This window comes from Moraxella caprae DSM 19149 (genome assembly GCF_000426885.1).
In the GTDB taxonomy this organism is placed as follows: Bacteria; Pseudomonadota; Gammaproteobacteria; order Pseudomonadales; family Moraxellaceae; genus Moraxella; species Moraxella caprae.
In genome coordinates this window covers 82,290-99,624 of record NZ_AUGF01000001.1, presented here as the reverse complement: position 1 = coordinate 99,624, position 17,335 = coordinate 82,290, and the positions used below count along the sequence as shown (strand labels likewise).

The 17,335-nt window shown below is 46.8% G+C and carries 13 protein-coding genes and 1 tRNA gene; 13 read left to right on the top strand and 1 reads right to left on the bottom strand.

What is annotated here, in order from left to right:
* From nuoG to K941_RS0100490, 10 genes are all read left to right on the top strand, one after another.
* Positions 1 to 3,117: an NADH-quinone oxidoreductase subunit NuoG gene (gene nuoG / locus K941_RS0100535; protein ID WP_029102050.1), complete on the top strand. Its 3,117-nt coding sequence runs from the start codon at positions 1 to 3 to the stop codon at positions 3,115 to 3,117.
* On the top strand, positions 3,118 to 4,146 hold the full coding sequence (gene nuoH / locus K941_RS0100530; protein ID WP_029102049.1) for an NADH-quinone oxidoreductase subunit NuoH: 1,029 nt from the start codon (positions 3,118 to 3,120) through the stop codon (positions 4,144 to 4,146). It abuts the gene before it with no gap.
* Positions 4,147 to 4,695, top strand: a complete 549-nt coding sequence (gene nuoI, locus K941_RS0100525; protein WP_029102048.1) for an NADH-quinone oxidoreductase subunit NuoI — start codon at positions 4,147 to 4,149, stop codon at positions 4,693 to 4,695.
* Complete coding sequence (gene nuoJ, locus K941_RS0100520; protein ID WP_029102047.1) at positions 4,692 to 5,336, top strand: NADH-quinone oxidoreductase subunit J; 645 nt, start codon at positions 4,692 to 4,694, stop codon at positions 5,334 to 5,336. The genes nuoI and nuoJ overlap by 4 nt, the downstream gene beginning before the upstream one ends.
* Positions 5,337 to 5,391: 55 nt before the next feature.
* Positions 5,392 to 5,697: an NADH-quinone oxidoreductase subunit NuoK gene (gene nuoK, locus K941_RS0100515; RefSeq protein ID WP_029102046.1), complete on the top strand. Its 306-nt coding sequence runs from the start codon at positions 5,392 to 5,394 to the stop codon at positions 5,695 to 5,697.
* A 6-nt stretch (positions 5,698 to 5,703) separates the two neighbouring features.
* Positions 5,704 to 7,557 (top strand): NADH-quinone oxidoreductase subunit L, encoded by a 1,854-nt coding sequence (gene nuoL, locus K941_RS0100510; RefSeq protein ID WP_029102045.1) that lies wholly within the window; start codon positions 5,704 to 5,706, stop codon positions 7,555 to 7,557.
* Between the two features lies 1 nt (position 7,558).
* A complete protein-coding gene (gene nuoM, locus K941_RS14240; protein WP_051225759.1) occupies positions 7,559 to 9,235 on the top strand; it encodes an NADH-quinone oxidoreductase subunit M in 1,677 nt (558 codons plus the stop codon).
* The gene (locus tag K941_RS0100500; protein ID WP_029102044.1) at positions 9,235 to 10,746 is read left to right on the top strand and encodes an NADH-quinone oxidoreductase subunit N; all 1,512 of its coding nucleotides are present in this window, start codon (positions 9,235 to 9,237) and stop codon (positions 10,744 to 10,746) included. Before nuoM ends, K941_RS0100500 begins: the two co-directional genes overlap by 1 nt.
* Positions 10,747 to 10,795: 49 nt before the next feature.
* Positions 10,796 to 11,887 carry a hypothetical protein gene (locus K941_RS0100495; RefSeq protein ID WP_029102043.1) on the top strand — a complete coding sequence of 364 codons (1,092 nt, stop codon included), beginning with the start codon at positions 10,796 to 10,798 and terminating at the stop codon, positions 11,885 to 11,887.
* A gap of 82 nt (positions 11,888 to 11,969) precedes the next feature.
* A complete protein-coding gene (locus tag K941_RS0100490) occupies positions 11,970 to 12,770 on the top strand; it encodes a ferredoxin--NADP reductase (RefSeq protein WP_029102042.1) in 801 nt (266 codons plus the stop codon).
* Between the two features lie 70 nt (positions 12,771 to 12,840).
* Here the strand turns inward: K941_RS0100490 and K941_RS0100485 are convergent, their stop codons facing one another.
* Positions 12,841 to 14,325: an alanine/glycine:cation symporter family protein gene (locus K941_RS0100485; RefSeq protein WP_029102041.1), complete on the bottom strand. Its 1,485-nt coding sequence runs from the start codon at positions 14,323 to 14,325 to the stop codon at positions 12,841 to 12,843.
* A 187-nt stretch (positions 14,326 to 14,512) separates the two neighbouring features.
* Between K941_RS0100485 and K941_RS0100480 the strand changes: the two genes are divergently transcribed.
* The 3 genes from K941_RS0100480 (at position 14,513) to rimO (ending at position 17,173) form a co-directional block, all read left to right on the top strand.
* The gene (locus tag K941_RS0100480; RefSeq protein WP_029102040.1) at positions 14,513 to 15,127 is read left to right on the top strand and encodes a nicotinamidase; all 615 of its coding nucleotides are present in this window, start codon (positions 14,513 to 14,515) and stop codon (positions 15,125 to 15,127) included.
* A 95-nt stretch (positions 15,128 to 15,222) separates the two neighbouring features.
* Positions 15,223 to 15,307 (top strand) — tRNA-Leu (locus tag K941_RS0100475).
* 459 nt (positions 15,308 to 15,766) lie between these two features.
* Positions 15,767 to 17,173 carry a 30S ribosomal protein S12 methylthiotransferase RimO gene (gene rimO, locus K941_RS0100470; RefSeq protein WP_051225767.1) on the top strand — a complete coding sequence of 469 codons (1,407 nt, stop codon included), beginning with the start codon at positions 15,767 to 15,769 and terminating at the stop codon, positions 17,171 to 17,173.
* The last annotated feature ends 162 nt before the right edge of the window (positions 17,174 to 17,335 follow it).

Here is a 17,335-nt window from a genome sequence, read left to right as displayed (position 1 = left end):
ATGGCAATCCTTCATATAGACGGTAAAACTTATGACGTGGACGGCTCGGACAACCTATTGCAGGCGTGTCTGTCGCTTGGCATTGACGTGCCGTATTTTTGTTATCATCCTGCCTTGGGTTCGGTGGGGTCGTGCCGTCAATGTGCGGTCAAGCAGTACATGAGCGAGGAGGATTATCAGGCAGGACGTGGCAAGTTGGTCATGAGCTGTATGATTGCCCCCACGCCAAAAAGCGACACTTGGATTTCGGTGGACGATGCCGAGGCAAAGGCATTTCGCAAAAGCATTGTGGAATACTTGATGACCAACCACCCCCACGATTGCCCAACTTGTGAGGAGGGCGGTCATTGCCATTTGCAAGACATGACCTACATGAGCGGACATAGAAAACGCCGTTACCGCTTTACCAAACGCACGCACCACAACCAAGACTTAGGAGCGTTTATCAATCATGAAATGAACCGCTGTATCGCTTGCTATCGCTGTGTGCGGTTTTATAAGGATTACGCAGGTGGCACGGATTTTGGGGTGTATGCGTCAAATAACCGTGTCTATTTTGGGCGTGAAGAGAGCGGACAGTTACAGAGTGAATTTAGTGGTAACTTGACCGAAGTTTGCCCCACAGGGGTGTTTACCGACAAAACCCACTCTGACCGCTACAACCGTAAATGGGACATGCAATACGCCCCAAGCATTTGCCACGGCTGTTCAAGCGGTTGTAACATCTCGGCAGGCGAGCGTTATGGCGAACTTAGACGTATTGAAAACCGCTATAACCATGACGTAAACGGCTATTTCTTATGCGACCGTGGGCGTTTTGGCTATGGCTATGTCAATCGTAGCGATCGCCCAACCCAGCCTGTGCAAAACGTGAACGGACAATTTGTCAAAACCAGTGCAAGCCTTGCGGTCGATAGCGTGGCGGAGTTATTAAAAGGCAAAAACGTCATCGGCATTGGTTCGGCTCGGGCAAGTTTGGAGAGTAATTTTGCCCTAAAAAAACTCGTGGGAGGCGATTATTACAGCACAGGCGAGCGAGCACTCGTTAAAGACGTGGTGGATTTGGGCGTGGCGCTGTTACGCCACAAAGATGTGCATAATGTGTCTTTGGCAGAGATTGAGACGGCAGATAGCGTGTTTGTGTTGGGTGAGGATTTGACCCAAACGGCAAGCCGTGTCGCCTTGTCGGTGCGTCAAGCGTCCAAAAACAAAGTCCGCCAAATGGCAACCGTCCTAAAAACCGAGCATTGGCTTGCCGAGCCTGTCAAGCGTATCGGACAAGAGGCGTACAGTCCCATTTATGTGGCGAGCGTGGTGGATACCAAACTGTCCGACATCGCCAAAGTGTCTGCCGTTGCCACGCCAAACGACATCGCCAAACTGGGCTTTATGGTGGGCGACATCATCAAGGGCTATGCCGATACGCTAGATGAGATTGGCAAAAGTGAGAACGCCATTTTTGCCAAAGAACAAGAGCCAAATCTTGTGATAGATGAGAACATGGCAATGGAGTTCTTGGCTCATCATATCGCTTATGATTTGATTATGGCGAACCGTCCACTTGTCATCACAGGCACCAGCTTGTCATCAAAAGCAATCGTACAAGCGACAGGCTATATTGCCCAAACCTTGACCGCCAAACGTGCCAAAATCGCCCATGTGGAGCGTGAATTTGTGGAAGTGCAAAACGCCAAAATCCGTGATGAAGTGGCTCGTCAATTCATTGACCCTGATAAAGATGCCAAAACGGACGGCACACACACCACAGAGCGAGACCCCAATGAGTTTGAAAAAGAGCTGTCATCTCGTTTATTAAAAATAAATGCTCTATATGCCGACAAAACAGGCGTGTACGTTGCCATGCCAGAGGCGAACAGCGTGGGCGTAAACTTGCTTGGCGGACAGGCGATAGAAGAAGTGCTGGCAAAAGAATTTGAGGCGGTGGTGGTGCTAGAACATGACTTAGCCAACCTTGCCCCAAGCCAATTTGATAAATTGGCCGAAAAAACACTCATCGTCCTAGATCACCAGTCTTATGACTGGCACACCAAAGCCGACACGGTGCTATCTGGTGCGTCATTTGCAGAAAGCGACGGCACGCTTGTGTCTGCCGAAGGGCGAGCAGGGCGGTTTTTTGCCAGTTTTGACAAAAAATACTATGAGCCAAACAGCGAGCTAAAAGACAGTTGGCGTTGGCTACACGCTGTCGCTAATGCCTTGATTGGCACCAGTTTGACAAATGGCAATGATGAGCCAACGTGGTATCATCTTGATGATGTCATTGATGAGCTTATCACCGATTATCCACACCTTGCCCAAATCAAAGACGTTGCCCCTGAGTCGGACTATCGCATTACAGGGCTAAAAGTCGCCCGTGAGCCACGCCGTTATTCGGGGCGGACGGTGTTACGCTCGCCCATTTCTATCCACGAACCCATGCAACCTAAGGATAAGGACAGTGGTTTGACGTTCTCCATGGAAGGCTATGTGGGCGATAAGACTGACCCAAGCCTTATCCCATTTGCGTGGAGTGCAGGCTGGAACTCGCCCCAAGCATGGAACAAGCTCCAAGACAAAGTGGGCGGACGGCTAAAAGGCGGAGATGTCGGCATTCGTCTGTTTGATGACTTGCCAAAAGTTGAGACGGTATTTGACAAAGCCGAGCTTGACAGCATGATAAGCACGAGCATTTTTGACGGTCGTGCGGTCGTTGTGCCTGTGTATAATCTATTTGCAAGCTCACGCATGGCAAGCCGTAGCCCTGTGGTGGCAAGCCAAATTAAGCCTGCCACATGGACAATCAGCGATGATGACGCCAAGCGTTGGATTATCAAGGCAGGCGATAAGCTAACCCTTGCCCAGCATGGGATAGAGATTACCCTGCCTGTGGACGTGGTGGACTATGCGGCGGACGGCTGTATCGGCTATCCTGACGGGCTTGTGCCGTTTATGGTCGGTGTGCCGACAACCGTCAAAAAGGCGGAAGCCGACACGCCTGTCTATGTGCCTGAATATCAAAAAAGTGTGGCAAATCTCGCTAATATCAAGCGTGAAAATATCTTTACACCAAAAGCTGGGTTTAATAACGCACCGTTAGCAATGCAAGTGGGGGCATAAATGAGTATTCGTGTGATTCCTGATGTGCCGTCATGGCTTGGCGGTTTGTCGTTTGAGTGGTGGTCGCTTATTTTTATGACCGCCCAGACCTTGATTATCTTTTTGGGGCTAGTCATTACGGCGGCACTGATGATTGTCTATGAACGGCGTATGCTTGCCCTGTGGCAAGACCGCTATGGTCCAAATAGGGTCGGTTGGCAAGGGTCGCTACAACTGGTAGCGGATATGCTAAAAATCTTTTTTAAAGAAGACTGGACACCCAACTTTGCCGACAAACGCCTGTTTACGCTCGCCCCTGCCATTGCCATGTTTACCGCTTTGGCAAGTTTTGCCATTGTTCCGCTATCGCCCACGCTTGGGGCGGCGGATTGGAACATTGGCATTTTGTTCTTTTTTGCCATGGCGGGGCTTGCTGTGTATGCCGTTATGTTTGGCGGTTGGGCAAGTGCCAATAAGTTCTCGTTGCTTGGCGGTTTGCGTTCGGCAGCTCAAACGATTAGCTATGAGGTGTTTTTGGGCTTATCGCTCATGGGCGTGGTGGCGATGGCAGGCTCGTTTAATTTGCGTGAGATTGTTGAAGCTCAAACAACCGTCTGGAACGTCATTCCGCAGTTTTTAGGCTTTTTAACCTTTGTGGTGGCAGGCGTGGCGGTTACGCACAGACACCCCTTTGACCAACCAGAAGCCGAGCAAGAGCTTGCTGAAGGGTATCATGTGGAATACTCAGGCATGAAATTTGGGATGTTTTTTATTGGCGAATATGTCAATGTCGTGGTGATTAGTGCCTTGATGACCTGCTTGTTTTTTGGGGGTTGGCTTGCTCCTTTTAACCTAGACCTACCCTTTGTTCCGCCTGTGTTTTGGTTTTTGATTAAGACCTTGTTTTTTATGACCTTATTTGTGTTGGCTCGTGGCTCGCTCATGCGTCCACGTTATGACCAAGTGATGAATTTTGGCTGGAAAGTGTGTTTACCTGTAACCTTGCTAAACCTTTTGGCGACTGCTTTTGTGATTTTGATGGTGAATTAAATGTTTGCAACTTTAAAAAATACGGCGGTGGGCATTTTTACCATTGTACGCTCCATGTGGATGGTAAATTCTCATGCCTTGCGTCCACGAGACACGATTTTGTACCCCGAACAGCCTGTGCCTGTACCGCCCCGTTTTCGTGGGCGAATTGTACTAACAAGAGACCCTGACGGCGATGAACGCTGTGTGGCGTGCAACCTATGTGCGGTGGCGTGTCCTGTGGGCTGTATTAGCCTACAAAAGGCGGAGCGTGAAGACGGTCGCTGGTATCCTGAATTCTTTCGTATCAATTTTAGCCGTTGTGTGTTTTGTGGTATGTGCGAAGAAGCCTGTCCGACTACCGCCATTCAGCTGACCCCTGATTTTGAATTGGGCGAATACAACCGCCAAAATCTTGTCTATGAAAAAGAGCATTTGCTGATTAGTGGCGTGGGCAAATACCCAGAATATAACTATTATCGAGTAACAGGCATGGCAACAGACGATAAGCCCAAAGGGTCGCACGAGCGTGAAGCAGAGCCTGTCAATGTACGGAGTTTGTTGCCATGATTGATGTGTTAAAGGCGTTTTTGGCAAATGGCGATGCGGTGGGCTTTTATGCCTTGTCGCTGGTGGCGATTTGGGCAAGCCTAAGGGTGGTTACGCACGCCAATCCCGTCCATGCCATTTTATCCATGATAGTGAGCCTACTGGCGGTGGCGGGGATTTTCTTTATCATTGGAGCTCCATTTGCAGGCGTGCTTGAAATGATTGTCTATGCTGGGGCGATTTTGGTCTTATTTGTGTTTGTCATTATGATGTTAAACTTAGGCACGGATACGACAGAAGAGAAGACGTGGTTGACCGCCAATGCGTGGGCGATGCCTGTGTGTCTTATGATGATTGTTGGGGCGGTGCTGATTGGCTTTATTAGCAGTCAATACGGCACGGACAAGCCCATGCAATTACAAAGCACCACCATTTCTGCCAAAGAAGTGGGAGTACGATTGTTTACAGGATATGTGCTACTTGTGGAAGTGGCGGCATTTTTGCTTTTGGGGGCACTGGTTGCTGCCTATCATTTGGGCAAACGTGCCTTAGATGACGAAAACACAAGCCACAGTCAAGAACACCCAGATGAAGTGGTCGCCCCCAATGCGTGGGCGAATCAAGACACAGGGCGACAGGAGACCACCGATGCAAAATTATAATGTAGACACCCTAACCACCCCCTTCGCTCATGAAGTCGTCAAAGTGGCGTCCGATATGGGCGTGCCTGCTCATCATGGGCTGATATTGGCGGCGATTTTGTTTGTCATTGGCTTGGTTGGGGTCATGGCAAGACGAAATGTGCTATTTATGCTTATGAGTTTAGAGATTATGATGAACTCAGCTGCCCTTGCCTTTGTGGTGGGGGGTAATATGTGGGACAAGGCAGATGGGCAGATTATGTTTGTTTTTGTCTTGACACTGGCGGCAGCAGAAGCGGCGATAGGGCTTGCCATATTGTTGCAGTTTTATCATCGGTTTAGAAGCCTTGATGTCAATCATGCCAGTGAATTAAAGGGGTAGGGCGGTATGAATTTGTTAGCATTGACCTTTATTTTCCCCTTGATTGGCTTTTTGATATTGGCCACAGGGCGAGATAGAATTTCAGAAAAACTTGCCACAATGATTGGCGTTGGGGCAATGGGACTGTCAGCGATATGTGCCTTTGCCAGCATTTTTAGCTTTTTGGCACAGGGGCAACAGGCGGTGTCTGTGCCACTTTGGACATGGCTGTCTGTGGGCGACTTTGCTCCCAAGTTTGGGCTGTATCTTGACGGTTTGTCCGTTACCATGCTTGGTGTGATTACAGGTGTGGGCTTTTTGATTCATCTGTTTGCCAGTTGGTACATGAAAGGCGAGACAGGATTTGCTCGTTTTTTTAGCTATCTTAATCTATTTGTGGCAAGTATGTTATTGCTTGTACTTGCTGACAACCTTTTGCTGATGTATCTGGGCTGGGAAGGCGTGGGTATCTGCTCGTACTTGCTTATCGGTTTTTATTATCACAACCGAGCCAATGGACGGGCGGCAATCAAGGCATTTACCGTAACCCGTGTGGGCGATGTGTTTTTGGCGATTGGGCTGTTTTTGTTGTTTGTGGTGTTTGGTACGCTTGACATGACCGCCATCAATACCAAAGCCGACACCATGTTCGCTGTCAATGACCCCATGCTTATGCTTATCGTGGCAATGCTTATCGGTGGGGCGTTTGGTAAATCGGCTCAAATTCCACTGCACACTTGGCTTGCCGATGCCATGGCGGGTCCTACGCCTGTATCGGCTCTGATTCACGCGGCTACCATGGTAACGGCAGGGGTGTATCTGATTGCCCGTATGCACCCGTTGTTTGTGCTGACCCCCCAGATGCTCCTATATTGGGTGGGGGGTATTGGTGCGTTGTCCATGCTTGTGGCGAGCTTTTGTGCGTTGGCACAGACCGACATCAAGCGTGTGCTTGCTTACTCTACCATGAGTCAGCTTGGTTATATGTTCATTGCTTTGGGCGTTGGGGCGTGGCAAGTGGCGATTTTTCACTTGATGACGCACGCATTTTTTAAAGCGTTGTTATTCCTAGCCAGTGGGGCGGTGATTATCTCAACACACCATGAGCAAAACATCTTTAAGATGGGCGGTCTGCGTAAAAAAATCCCCCTTGTGTTTTGGTCGTTTGTCGTTGGTGGTGGGGCGTTGGTTGCCTTACCTTTTGTAACGGTTGGCTTTTATTCAAAAGAAGCGATTTTGTGGGAGGCTTACGCCACAGGACACATGAGTCTGTTTTGGGCAGGCGTGTTTGGGGCGTTTTTGACGGCTGTTTATACTTTTCGTTTGATTTATCTTGTGTTCTTTGGACAAGAAAAAACGCATGGCGAGAAGCTGTCTGGTGTCAGCTATGCCTTGCCTTTGGTGGTGTTACTGGTGCTATCGACAGGGATTGGGGCGTTAATCCACCCGCCTTTGGCAAATGTCTTGCCAGCGAGCGTGGGTAGTACCCTAACAGACGGCAAGCACACCGCCGAGATTATCGCTGTGGGCGTAACCGCACTTGGCTTGGCGTTGGCGTGCTTTTTGTATGTGCTTGACAAGGGTAAGATTTTGACAAAATGGACAAATTCTGCCTTTGGTGGGGCGTGTACTTATTGGTGCTATCACGGGCTGGGCTTTGACGCTCTTTATGACCTTGTGTTTGTCAAGCCGTTTTTGGCAATTTGCAAATTCTTAAAGGGCGACCCTGTGGACAAACTTTGGAGCATCTTGCCTTTTGGGGTCAAACTTGGCAACAAGCTGTTGGTAAAAACCCAAACAGGGCGATTAGGCTCTCATGCGGTGAGCTTTGGCGTGGGGCTTGCTGTGGTACTAATCTTGGCAATGATGATGGTGGTATAAGATGATAGAGCAAACATGGCTTTTGCCAAGTCTAATTGCAATCCCGTTGATTGCAGGATTTTTGTGTTGGTTATTTGAAAAAAAGGACACAAGACTGCCCAGATGGGTGGCGCTTATTGGCATGACATTGACCTTTGTGCTGTCGCTCGTGTTGTATGCCAAAGGCGACTTTGGGGTGCTAAATGCCAGCACCGATGGCAGTCTACCTTGGGCGGCAACCTTTGAAGTGCCTTGGATACCTGCCTTTGGTATCAAATTTTCCTTGGCAATGGACGGCTTGTCTTTGCTTATGATTGTCTTGACGGCATTTTTAGGTATTATGGCAGTGGGATGTTCGTGGGGCGAGATTAAGCACCGTGTGGGATTTTTTCATCTAAACCTGTTGTGGTCGTTGGGCGGTGTCATCGGTGTCTTTTTGGCAATTGATTTGTTTTTGTTTTTCTTTTTTTGGGAAATGATGCTCCTGCCCATCTACTTTTTGATTGCCCTATGGGGGCATGATGTGCGTGATAAAGATGGCAATATCATCAAGCCAAAATCGGCTGCCGCCACGAAGTTTTTTATTTATACCCAAGCGTCTGGGCTTATCATGTTCATTGGTATCAGTATGCTTGTGCTTATCAATTTTGCCCAAAAAGGCGTGCTAAGTTTTCATTATGAAGACCTGCTTGGCACGTATCTTGGCAAATATGAATACCTGATTATGCTGTGCTTTTTTGTGGGCTTTGCGGTCAAATTGCCTGTTTTCCCATTGCACGGCTGGCTACCTGATGCCCACGCCCAAGCCCCAACCGCAGGTTCGGTGGATTTGGCAGGGATTTTGATTAAGACGGCGGCGTTTGGTTTGCTTCGCTTTGTCATTCCGCTTTTTCCAAATGCGTCTGCCGAGTTTGCTCCCATTGCCATCACGCTTGGCATGATTGGGGTGTTTTATGGGGCGTTTTTGGCGTTTGCCCAGACCGACATAAAACGCCTGCTTGCCTATACGTCTGTGTCGCACATGGGCTTTGTCGTGCTTGCCATCTATGCTGGCACGCTGGTGTCGTTGCAGGGCTTGATGGTGCAAATGCTCGCTCACGGCTTGTCTAGTGCAGCACTGTTTATCATGGCAGGGCAAGTGTACGAACGTTTGCACACTCGTGATATGACGGTCATGGGCGGTATGTGGGGGCAGTTTCGCTATCTTGCGCCACTACTGATGTTCTTTTGTGCTGCCCTTTTGGGCATCCCTGGTACGGGCAACTTCATTGGCGAGATTTTGATTTTGATGGGGTCGTTCAAGGCGTATCCTGTCATCAGCGTGCTATTGACCGTGAGTTTTGTGTGGGCGGGGCTTTATGCACTTATTTTGATTCATAAGGCGTTGTTTGGCGACAACACCACGCCCCATTTGCATGCCTTATATAAGGCAAAAGACGACACCGCCAAGCCTTTGTGTGATTTGGGTGGGCGAGAGTTGTCTTTGCTTGGTGTGTTGGCGGTGGGGCTTGTTTGGCTTGGACTGTATCCACAACCTGTCCTAAACAAATCCGAGCAAGCGATGAGCTATATCAGCACCAAAATGCCTGATGGGTATTCGGATGTGGATACCGCCATTACAAGGCTAAAAGGCAATCAAAAGCCCATCTCGCCAGAAATCGTGCCACAAGTCATTGAAATTAACCAAGGGGGCAACTAATGAACGTGTCTATTGAGTTTTCGTCTTTGCTCCCGTTGCTTCCTGCCATGATATTGGGCGTGGCGGTGCTTGTGGTGATGCTTGCCATCGCCATCAAACGCTCGCACAGTCTGATTGTTGGCTTAACTGCCCTTGGGCTAAATGGGGCGTTGGCGGTGCTATTGTTGCAGTTTTTTGAAAAATTGCCCACTCATGTCAATCGTGGCGATGTCATGGGGCTGTTTTTGGTGGACGGCTTTGCCTTGTTCAATAGCCTTGTTGTTGTCGTGTCGGCGTTGGCGTGCGTTACGTTGGCGTATCGCTATTTTCAAAGTTTTAATAACAACAAAGAAGAGCTGTATCTGCTACTTTTGACAAGTACGCTTGGGGCGGTACTGATGACATCGGCTCATCATTTTGCTTCTTTCTTTGTGTCATTGGAGCTTTTGTCTGTGCCTATGTATGGTATGCTAAGCTTTGCTTATCTAAAACAAAAGTCCTTAGAATCAGGGCTAAAATACCTTATCCTGTCGGCAACCGCTTCGGCAACGCTTTTGATGGGTATGGCGTTTATTTTTGGGGCGACAGGCGAGCTTGGCTTTGTCCGTCTTGGGCAGAGTCTCATGGCAGGGTTTGGGCTGTCGCCTTTGTTTATGGTGGGGGCGGTAATGATGGTGGCAGCAGTTGCTTTTAAGCTGTCCTTGGCACCGTTTCATTCATGGGCGGGCGATGTTTATCAAGGCTCTCCTGCTCCTGTTACGGCATTTTTGGCGAGCGTGGGCAAGGTGGCGGTTGTCGCCCTTGTCGTGCGTTTTTTGCTGACAAGTGCCATTCCTGCCATCTCGTCTGTTGATACGGTACTGGTTGCCCTTGTGGTGATGTCTATTGTGGCAGGGAACTTGCTTGCCCTAACCCAAACTAACCTAAAACGCCTACTTGCGTTTTCGTCTGTGGCACACATGGGCTATGTGCTGATTCCGCTTATCGCCACAGGGACAACGGCAGATGCTGACAGCGTGATTAGTATGTATATGCTCATCTATGCCTTGTCGTCTGTTGGGGCATTTGGGGTGATTGTGCTGATGACGGGGGCGTATGGCGAGACCGACCGCAACACGGCAACCCAAGAAGTAGAAGACGAAGCGGATAGTATGGCAGTCTATCAAGGACTGTTTTGGCGAAGACCTGTCTTGACGGCAGTTTTGACGGTGATGATTTTGTCCATGGCAGGCATTCCGTTTACTGCAGGATTTATTACCAAAATGCAGGTGTTGTTCGCTGCCACCCAAGGCGGACGCTTTGGGCTTGCCTTTATGGTGATTGTGGGCAGTGCCATCGGACTTTATTATTATCTTAAAGTGCTTCTGATAATGTTTAAACGCCCAATGACCATCGTGCCTTTTGATGTACCAAGCAATTGGCGGGTCAAAGCAGGCGGGCTTGTGCTGATTCTTATCACGGTGTTTATTTTTGTGATGGGGATTTTGCCAAATACGCTGTTTAAGATGGCAAGTCTTGCGATTTTGGGATAAGTTAAAAACAAGCACTCAGTTGGGTGCTTTTTATTTTATGGAAAAAATAATGACAAAAAATAGTTATGCCTACCCTGTCTCAAATTGTCGGTTTTATTCAATAACTGCTTTGATTGTGGTGTTGTTTATTTTTGGGTTGCATTATTATTTGGTAAGCGATAATGGATTTAAATTTACCTTGTCTGTTTTTCTGCTTTTTATTGTTGTGTGGTGGGGCGAACATTATGTAAAAATGTTTAAAGACTTTTTTGATACACCTTATCTGACTGTTAAAGAAATAGGCATTTATTGTCATCGCTTGTTTGATGAACAAAATATAGAAATACAATGGCAAAATGTCTTATACGCCTTTTTTGAATGTCGTGGCAAAAAATTGATATTGCATTTATTTGTTAATGATAATAACATCGCCAAACACATTCAATTAACTGCCAATGGTTTATATTTTAATGATGAAAAATGCGATTATAAATTTGCCAATGAATTACTGCAAGAATTGCACAACTTAATTGAGCAAAAACGCCCCAAAGTTACCCCAGTCAAGCAAAACCAAGCTGTTTTGGATTCACCACAAATTTGGACAATGCCCCATAGCGTGTCTGCGGTGATTTTATGGCTGGGCGGGTTTACAATTTTGATTTTATTTTTGATTGTTGTAATGATGTCCATTGAGACAAAATCTTATTTATTTTTGTTGTTATCATCGCCATTTTTTGTGATTGGTTTTGTTAAGTTTGTTTTGTATTTTTGGAAAAAGGCAAGATTTCATAATCATTTTTATTTGGATAATGTGGGCGTGCATTTTTATCATTATGAATTGCACAATCGTCAGCCAGTAACATTATTATGGGAGCAGATTTATGATGTGGATTATTTTGGTGCAACAAATGGTAATTTGGTAACCTATTATTTAACATTATCCGTCAATCCTGTCAAAGATACAACTTTAATCATTGATATGTATTTTGCAATTGGTAATAGGTTTAATAAAGATTTTACAAAATCACTTTATGACAGCATTGGGAAAATTATTTTACAAAAAAATGGAAATATAAAATGCTCAGATTTTATATCTTGTTCAAAGTTATTTTCTGTGTATTCTGGTGAGTATTCTTTTTTGTGCAATGATATAGAAATATAAATCAATGAATTTAATCATTCCTTTTTTGATTGATTTATGATAAATTGTGCATCACGATAATTTTAAAAAGAAGTTTTTAATCATGTCCGACCAAAAAGCCACTCCCCTAACCGTACTCTCCAAAACCCCCATTACCCCCACACTATTTAGTTTTACCACCACTCGCCCTGACGGATTCCGCTTTCTTGCAGGGCAGTTTGTACGGCTCGGGGTCAATCCCAGCGAATTAAAAAACACCCAAAACGCCCCCGATGAACGCATTTTTCGTGCCTATTCGGTCGCATCTAGCCCTTATGATGAGCAGTTGGAGTTTTTCTCGGTGGTTGTGCCTGACGGGGCGTTTACCAGCCAATTACAGCATTTGGACGTGGGCGATACGCTCTATCTGAACCCCGAACCCTTTGGCTTTTTGACGCTTGCCCGCTATCAAGAACCTGCCCCAAAGGATTTGTGGTTACTTGCCACAGGCACAGGGCTTGCTCCGTTTTTGTCCATGCTTGGCGATTTGACCACTTGGCAAAATTACAGCGACATCGTACTGGTGTACAGTGCCAGAACGCAGGCAGAACTTGCGTACTTGGATAAAATTCATGAATTAAATCAGCAGTTTAGCGAACTGACCGACAACCCAGCTAAACTCCATTTTGTGCCGATTATCACTCGTGAAAAAGTAGAAAACTGCCTAAATGCTCGCATTCCTGCCTTGATAGACAGTGGCGAACTTGAAAACTTTGTCGGTCTAAACTTAAATCCTGCCACTTCCCATGTCATGCTCTGTGGCAATCCTGATATGGTGGACGACACCAAAGAGTCTTTAAAAAACAAAGGTTTGGCGATGAACCGTAGGGGCGTGGGGAATATTGCGGTGGAGAATTATTGGTAATATTTAACAGATAAAATAAAACAGGGCAGGTGGTATCCATGCCCTGTTTTTGGGTTTGTCTAGAAAATTATCAATCCTTCCACGCTGTTCTGTCCGCTTCATTTTTTAGTTTGGGGAACAGGTCGGGGTCGAAACTGATGTCTTTTAGGGCAACTCCTGCTTTGATTTGACGCTCATAGTCCTTTAGGACACGCAGTGCCACAGGCGATAGCCACACAATGGCGATAAGGTTGATGACCGCCATGATACCCATCGTCAAGTCAGCAAAGTTCCAAACCGCTTTTAGGTCAGCAATAGATCCCACAAAGACCATGACAAGTAGGGCAATGCGTAGCCCCATCATGGCAAGCTTGGCGTTTTTTTGACCAGACAAAAATTCAATGTTGCTCTCACCATAGCTATAATTGGCAATGATAGACGTAAACGAAAAAAAGAAAATCGCCACCGCCACAAACACCACACCAAATTGCCCCACATATTGCGACAGGGCAAGCTGGGTAAGCTGAATGCCCGTCTGCTCAGAGTTTGGGTCTACCACACCCGACAAAATCACAATGGCAGCCGTTGCCGTACAGATGACAATGGTGTCTATAAACACCCCAAGCATTTGCATAAAGCCTTGTACAGCAGGGTGATTGGGGTAGGATTGGGCGGTTGCGGCAGCGTTGGGAGCAGAACCCATGCCCGCTTCGTTTGAGAACAGACCACGCTTGATGCCGTTAATCATCGCTGTCGCGACAGTATAGCCAAGCACCCCGCCTGCGGCTTGTTCAAGTCCAAAGGCAGACTTAAAGATAGTGGCAATGGCGGCAGGAAACTGCGTGATGTTGGTAAGGATAATAAACAGTGCAAGCAAAATGTACAAAATCGCCATAATCGGCACAATCTTACCTGCCACTTTGGCAACCGAACGCATACCACCAAAAACCACAGGAGCAACCAAAATCACCAAAAACACCCCCGTTGCCCAAGGCGGAATGTTGAAGGCTTGTAGGCTTGCTTGGGCAATGGTATTGGCTTGCACGCCATTAAAGGCAAGCCCAAAGGCAATCAGTAGACACACCGAAAAGATAATGGCAAGCCAGCGTTGTCCAAGACCTGCTTGGATATAATACGCAGGGCCACCACGAAAGACGTTGTCGGTGTGGGGGACTTTGTAGGCTTGGGCGAGAGCGGACTCAATAAAGCTTGTCGCCATACCCAAAATTGCCGTAACCCACATCCAAAACACCGCTCCAGCACCGCCCAAATAAATGGCGATAGCAACCCCAGCAAGGTTGCCCGTGCCGACCCGTGCCGCCAGCGATGTCATCAAGGCTTCGTACGAGCTGATACCGCCCGAGCGACCGCCCTGCCCTGACACCCTAAGCAGTTTCCACAGATGTCCAAAATAGCGAAACTGAGCAAAGCGAGTGGCTATGGTAAAATAAATACCCCCACCCACCAACAAAAACACAATAAGACCATACCAAGGATTGCCCGCTATCAACCAATCGCCATTGCCCCAAATCAGGCTTACGCCCCAATTGATGAGACTGTTAAACCACTCAATCATAACCACTCCATTTTAGTTCACAAAAAAAGCAAGGTTTGACCTTGCTTTGGTAAATGCGGTATTATAAAAAAATTTGTCCATTATTACAAGTTTTTATGATGGCATTTTAGTTTTTTCTTATCAAAGCATTCATGTTAAAAATTAGACTTGCCAAACCATCAAACAAATTAAAGAATAAGGAGTATTTGTGAAAGCCCTATTGGTTGTGGACGTACAAAACGGTTTTGTCGGTGGCAATCTGGCGGTGGCAAACAGCCATACGATTATCCCCACGATTAACCGCTTGATTGCTCATTTTGATACCGTGATTTTGACCCAAGATTATCACCCTGCCGACCACATTTCATTTTACCAAAATCATGACGGCAAAGCCCCGTTTGACACGATAGAGCTACCCTATGGTACGCAGGTTCTATGGAATGCTCACTGTGTACAAGGGACATCGGACGCTCTTTTTCATGCTGATTTGCAAGCCGATAAAGCCCAGCTTATCATTCGCAAAGGCTATCATCGCCACATAGACAGCTATTCGGCATTTATGGAAGCCGACAGGGTGACCAAAACGGGGCTGGCGGGCTATCTTCATGAGCGGGGCATAGACAGCGTGTATGTGGTGGGTATCGCCACCGATTTTTGTGTGGCGTGGACGGCGATAGATGCCGTAGCGTTTGGGTTTGATTGCACGGTCATCACGGACGCCACTGCCCCGATAGATATAAATGGCTCGCTGGATAAGGCGATGGCGGACATGACGGCGGTTGGGGTGAAATTTATCAATTCAAAAGATATTTTAAATCAATGACTTATAAACTTTTTAAAATTTTTAGCAAAAATTACTTGCCAAATTTTAAAAGTCGTATATAATACGCCACATCAAGACGAAAGTTGATGAAATCTGGGGTCGTGGCGAAATTGGTAGACGCACTGGATTTAGGTTCCAGCGGGGCGACCCGTGAGAGTTCGAGTCTCTCCGACCCCACCATATATAAAAACCTGCTGTTAAGGCGGGTTTTTTGCTATGTAAATTTTGAAATTTAAAAATAGGGTACATGGCAATTTGTCTCTATATGATTGATTTTATATTATATTTTATAAAGAATTTTAAAATTGCCACAAATTTATGATGTGTGGATGTAGGGACTGGCTTTGCATGTCCAATGAATATCACATCATCAAGGGCGTGTTCAACATGCCCCTGCAAACCCTGTGGTAAATATTAAGTCCATTAGGTGTATATGATAAAGGTAAAATCATCTGCCCAAAATTCATCCCTACCTAAACCCACCCCTAATCAGCCAAGTTTATCCTTAGCCAAAATACCATGACTGTTCAAACCTTTAATCCCAAAAACCCCAATCCCAATCTTAGTCCCAGTGAAGTTGGCTATCATCATAAAGCCAATCACAACCAAAACCGCACCCTAGAAGAGTCGGCAAGTCTGATGCAGATTGCTGAGCCTAGTGGCGGTTTATCCAGTGAGATTGTCAAAACGCCCAAGGTCGGGTTTGTATCCTTAGGTTGCCCCAAGGCACTGGTGGACAGTGAGCGGATTATTACCGAACTTACTCGTGAGGGCTACCAAGTCGCCAAGGATTATGACGGGGCGGATCTTGTGGTGGTAAACACCTGCGGATTTATTGAATCTGCCGTCCAAGAAAGCCTTGATGCCATTGGCGAGGCAATCACCAAAAACGGCAAGGTCATCGTAACAGGCTGTTTGGGTAAAGATGCCGAAAAAATCCGCACCATGCACCCTGCCGTATTGGCGGTAACAGGGGCTCATGCCTATGATGAAGTGGTCAAAGCGGTAACGCACCATGTGCCAAAACCTGCCAAATCCAAGACTTATGACCCAAAAATAGACCTGATTAATGACGCAGGCGTGAAACTGACCCCTGCCCATTATGCGTATGTCAAAATCAGTGAAGGTTGTAATCATCGCTGTACTTTTTGTATCATTCCGTCCTTGCGTGGCGACTTGGTGTCTCGCACCATTGACAGCGTGATGAATGAAGCGGTTGCCCTAAAAAAAGCAGGGGTCAAAGAGCTACTTATCATCAGCCAAGACACGTCCGCTTATGGCGTGGATTTAAAATATAAAATGGCGTTTTGGCAAGGCGAACCGATAAAGACCAAGTTTTTTGATATGTGTCAAGCCTTAGCAAAGCTTGGCATTTGGGTGCGTTTGCATTATGTGTACCCTTATCCGCACGTGGATAATGTGGTACAAATCATGGCAGACAGCATGAAAGCCAGTGGTGGTAAGGGTGGGCTTTTGCCATATCTTGACATTCCCTTTCAGCACGCAAGCCCCAGTGTATTAAAGGCGATGAAACGCCCTGCCATGAGCGAAAATACCTTGGAGCGACTTGCCAAATGGCGGGAGATTTGCCCCCAGATTGTCATTCGCTCGACCTTTGTGGTGGGCTTTCCAGGGGAGACCGAAGAAGATTTTGAGTACTTGCTTGACTGGTTAAAACAAGCACGCCTTGACCGTGTGGGCTGTTTTACTTATTCAGAGATTGACGGGGCGGTGGCGAATGATTTGCCAAACCCTGTACCAGAGTCTGTTAAGCAAGAGCGTTACGAGCGGTTTATGGCGGTCGCCCAACAAATCAGCGAAGAAAAATTGCAAGAAAAAGTCGGGCAAACGTTGGTGGTATTGGTAGATGAAATTGATACAGAAGAGAACATCGCCATTTGCCGTAGCTATGCCGATGCCCCAGAGATTGACGGTCATGTCTATGTGGATAATATTGATGAGACGGCAAAAGTAGGGCAGTTTTTAACCGTTACCATTGATGAAGCTAGCGAATATGATTTATTTGCCAGTTTTGGGGCGGTTTGATAAAATTGGGTTATTGATAAGCCAGTCATACATTAGTGAAGGCCTTGATTGCATTGGGTGGTTGTTTGATAAAACATTAGTCACTTTGTTAAGCGAACTGTGATCTTTGTAAAGTTGAGTAATAAAGTGGACGTAAAGTGTAGCCCACCCTTGTGAGCGGAG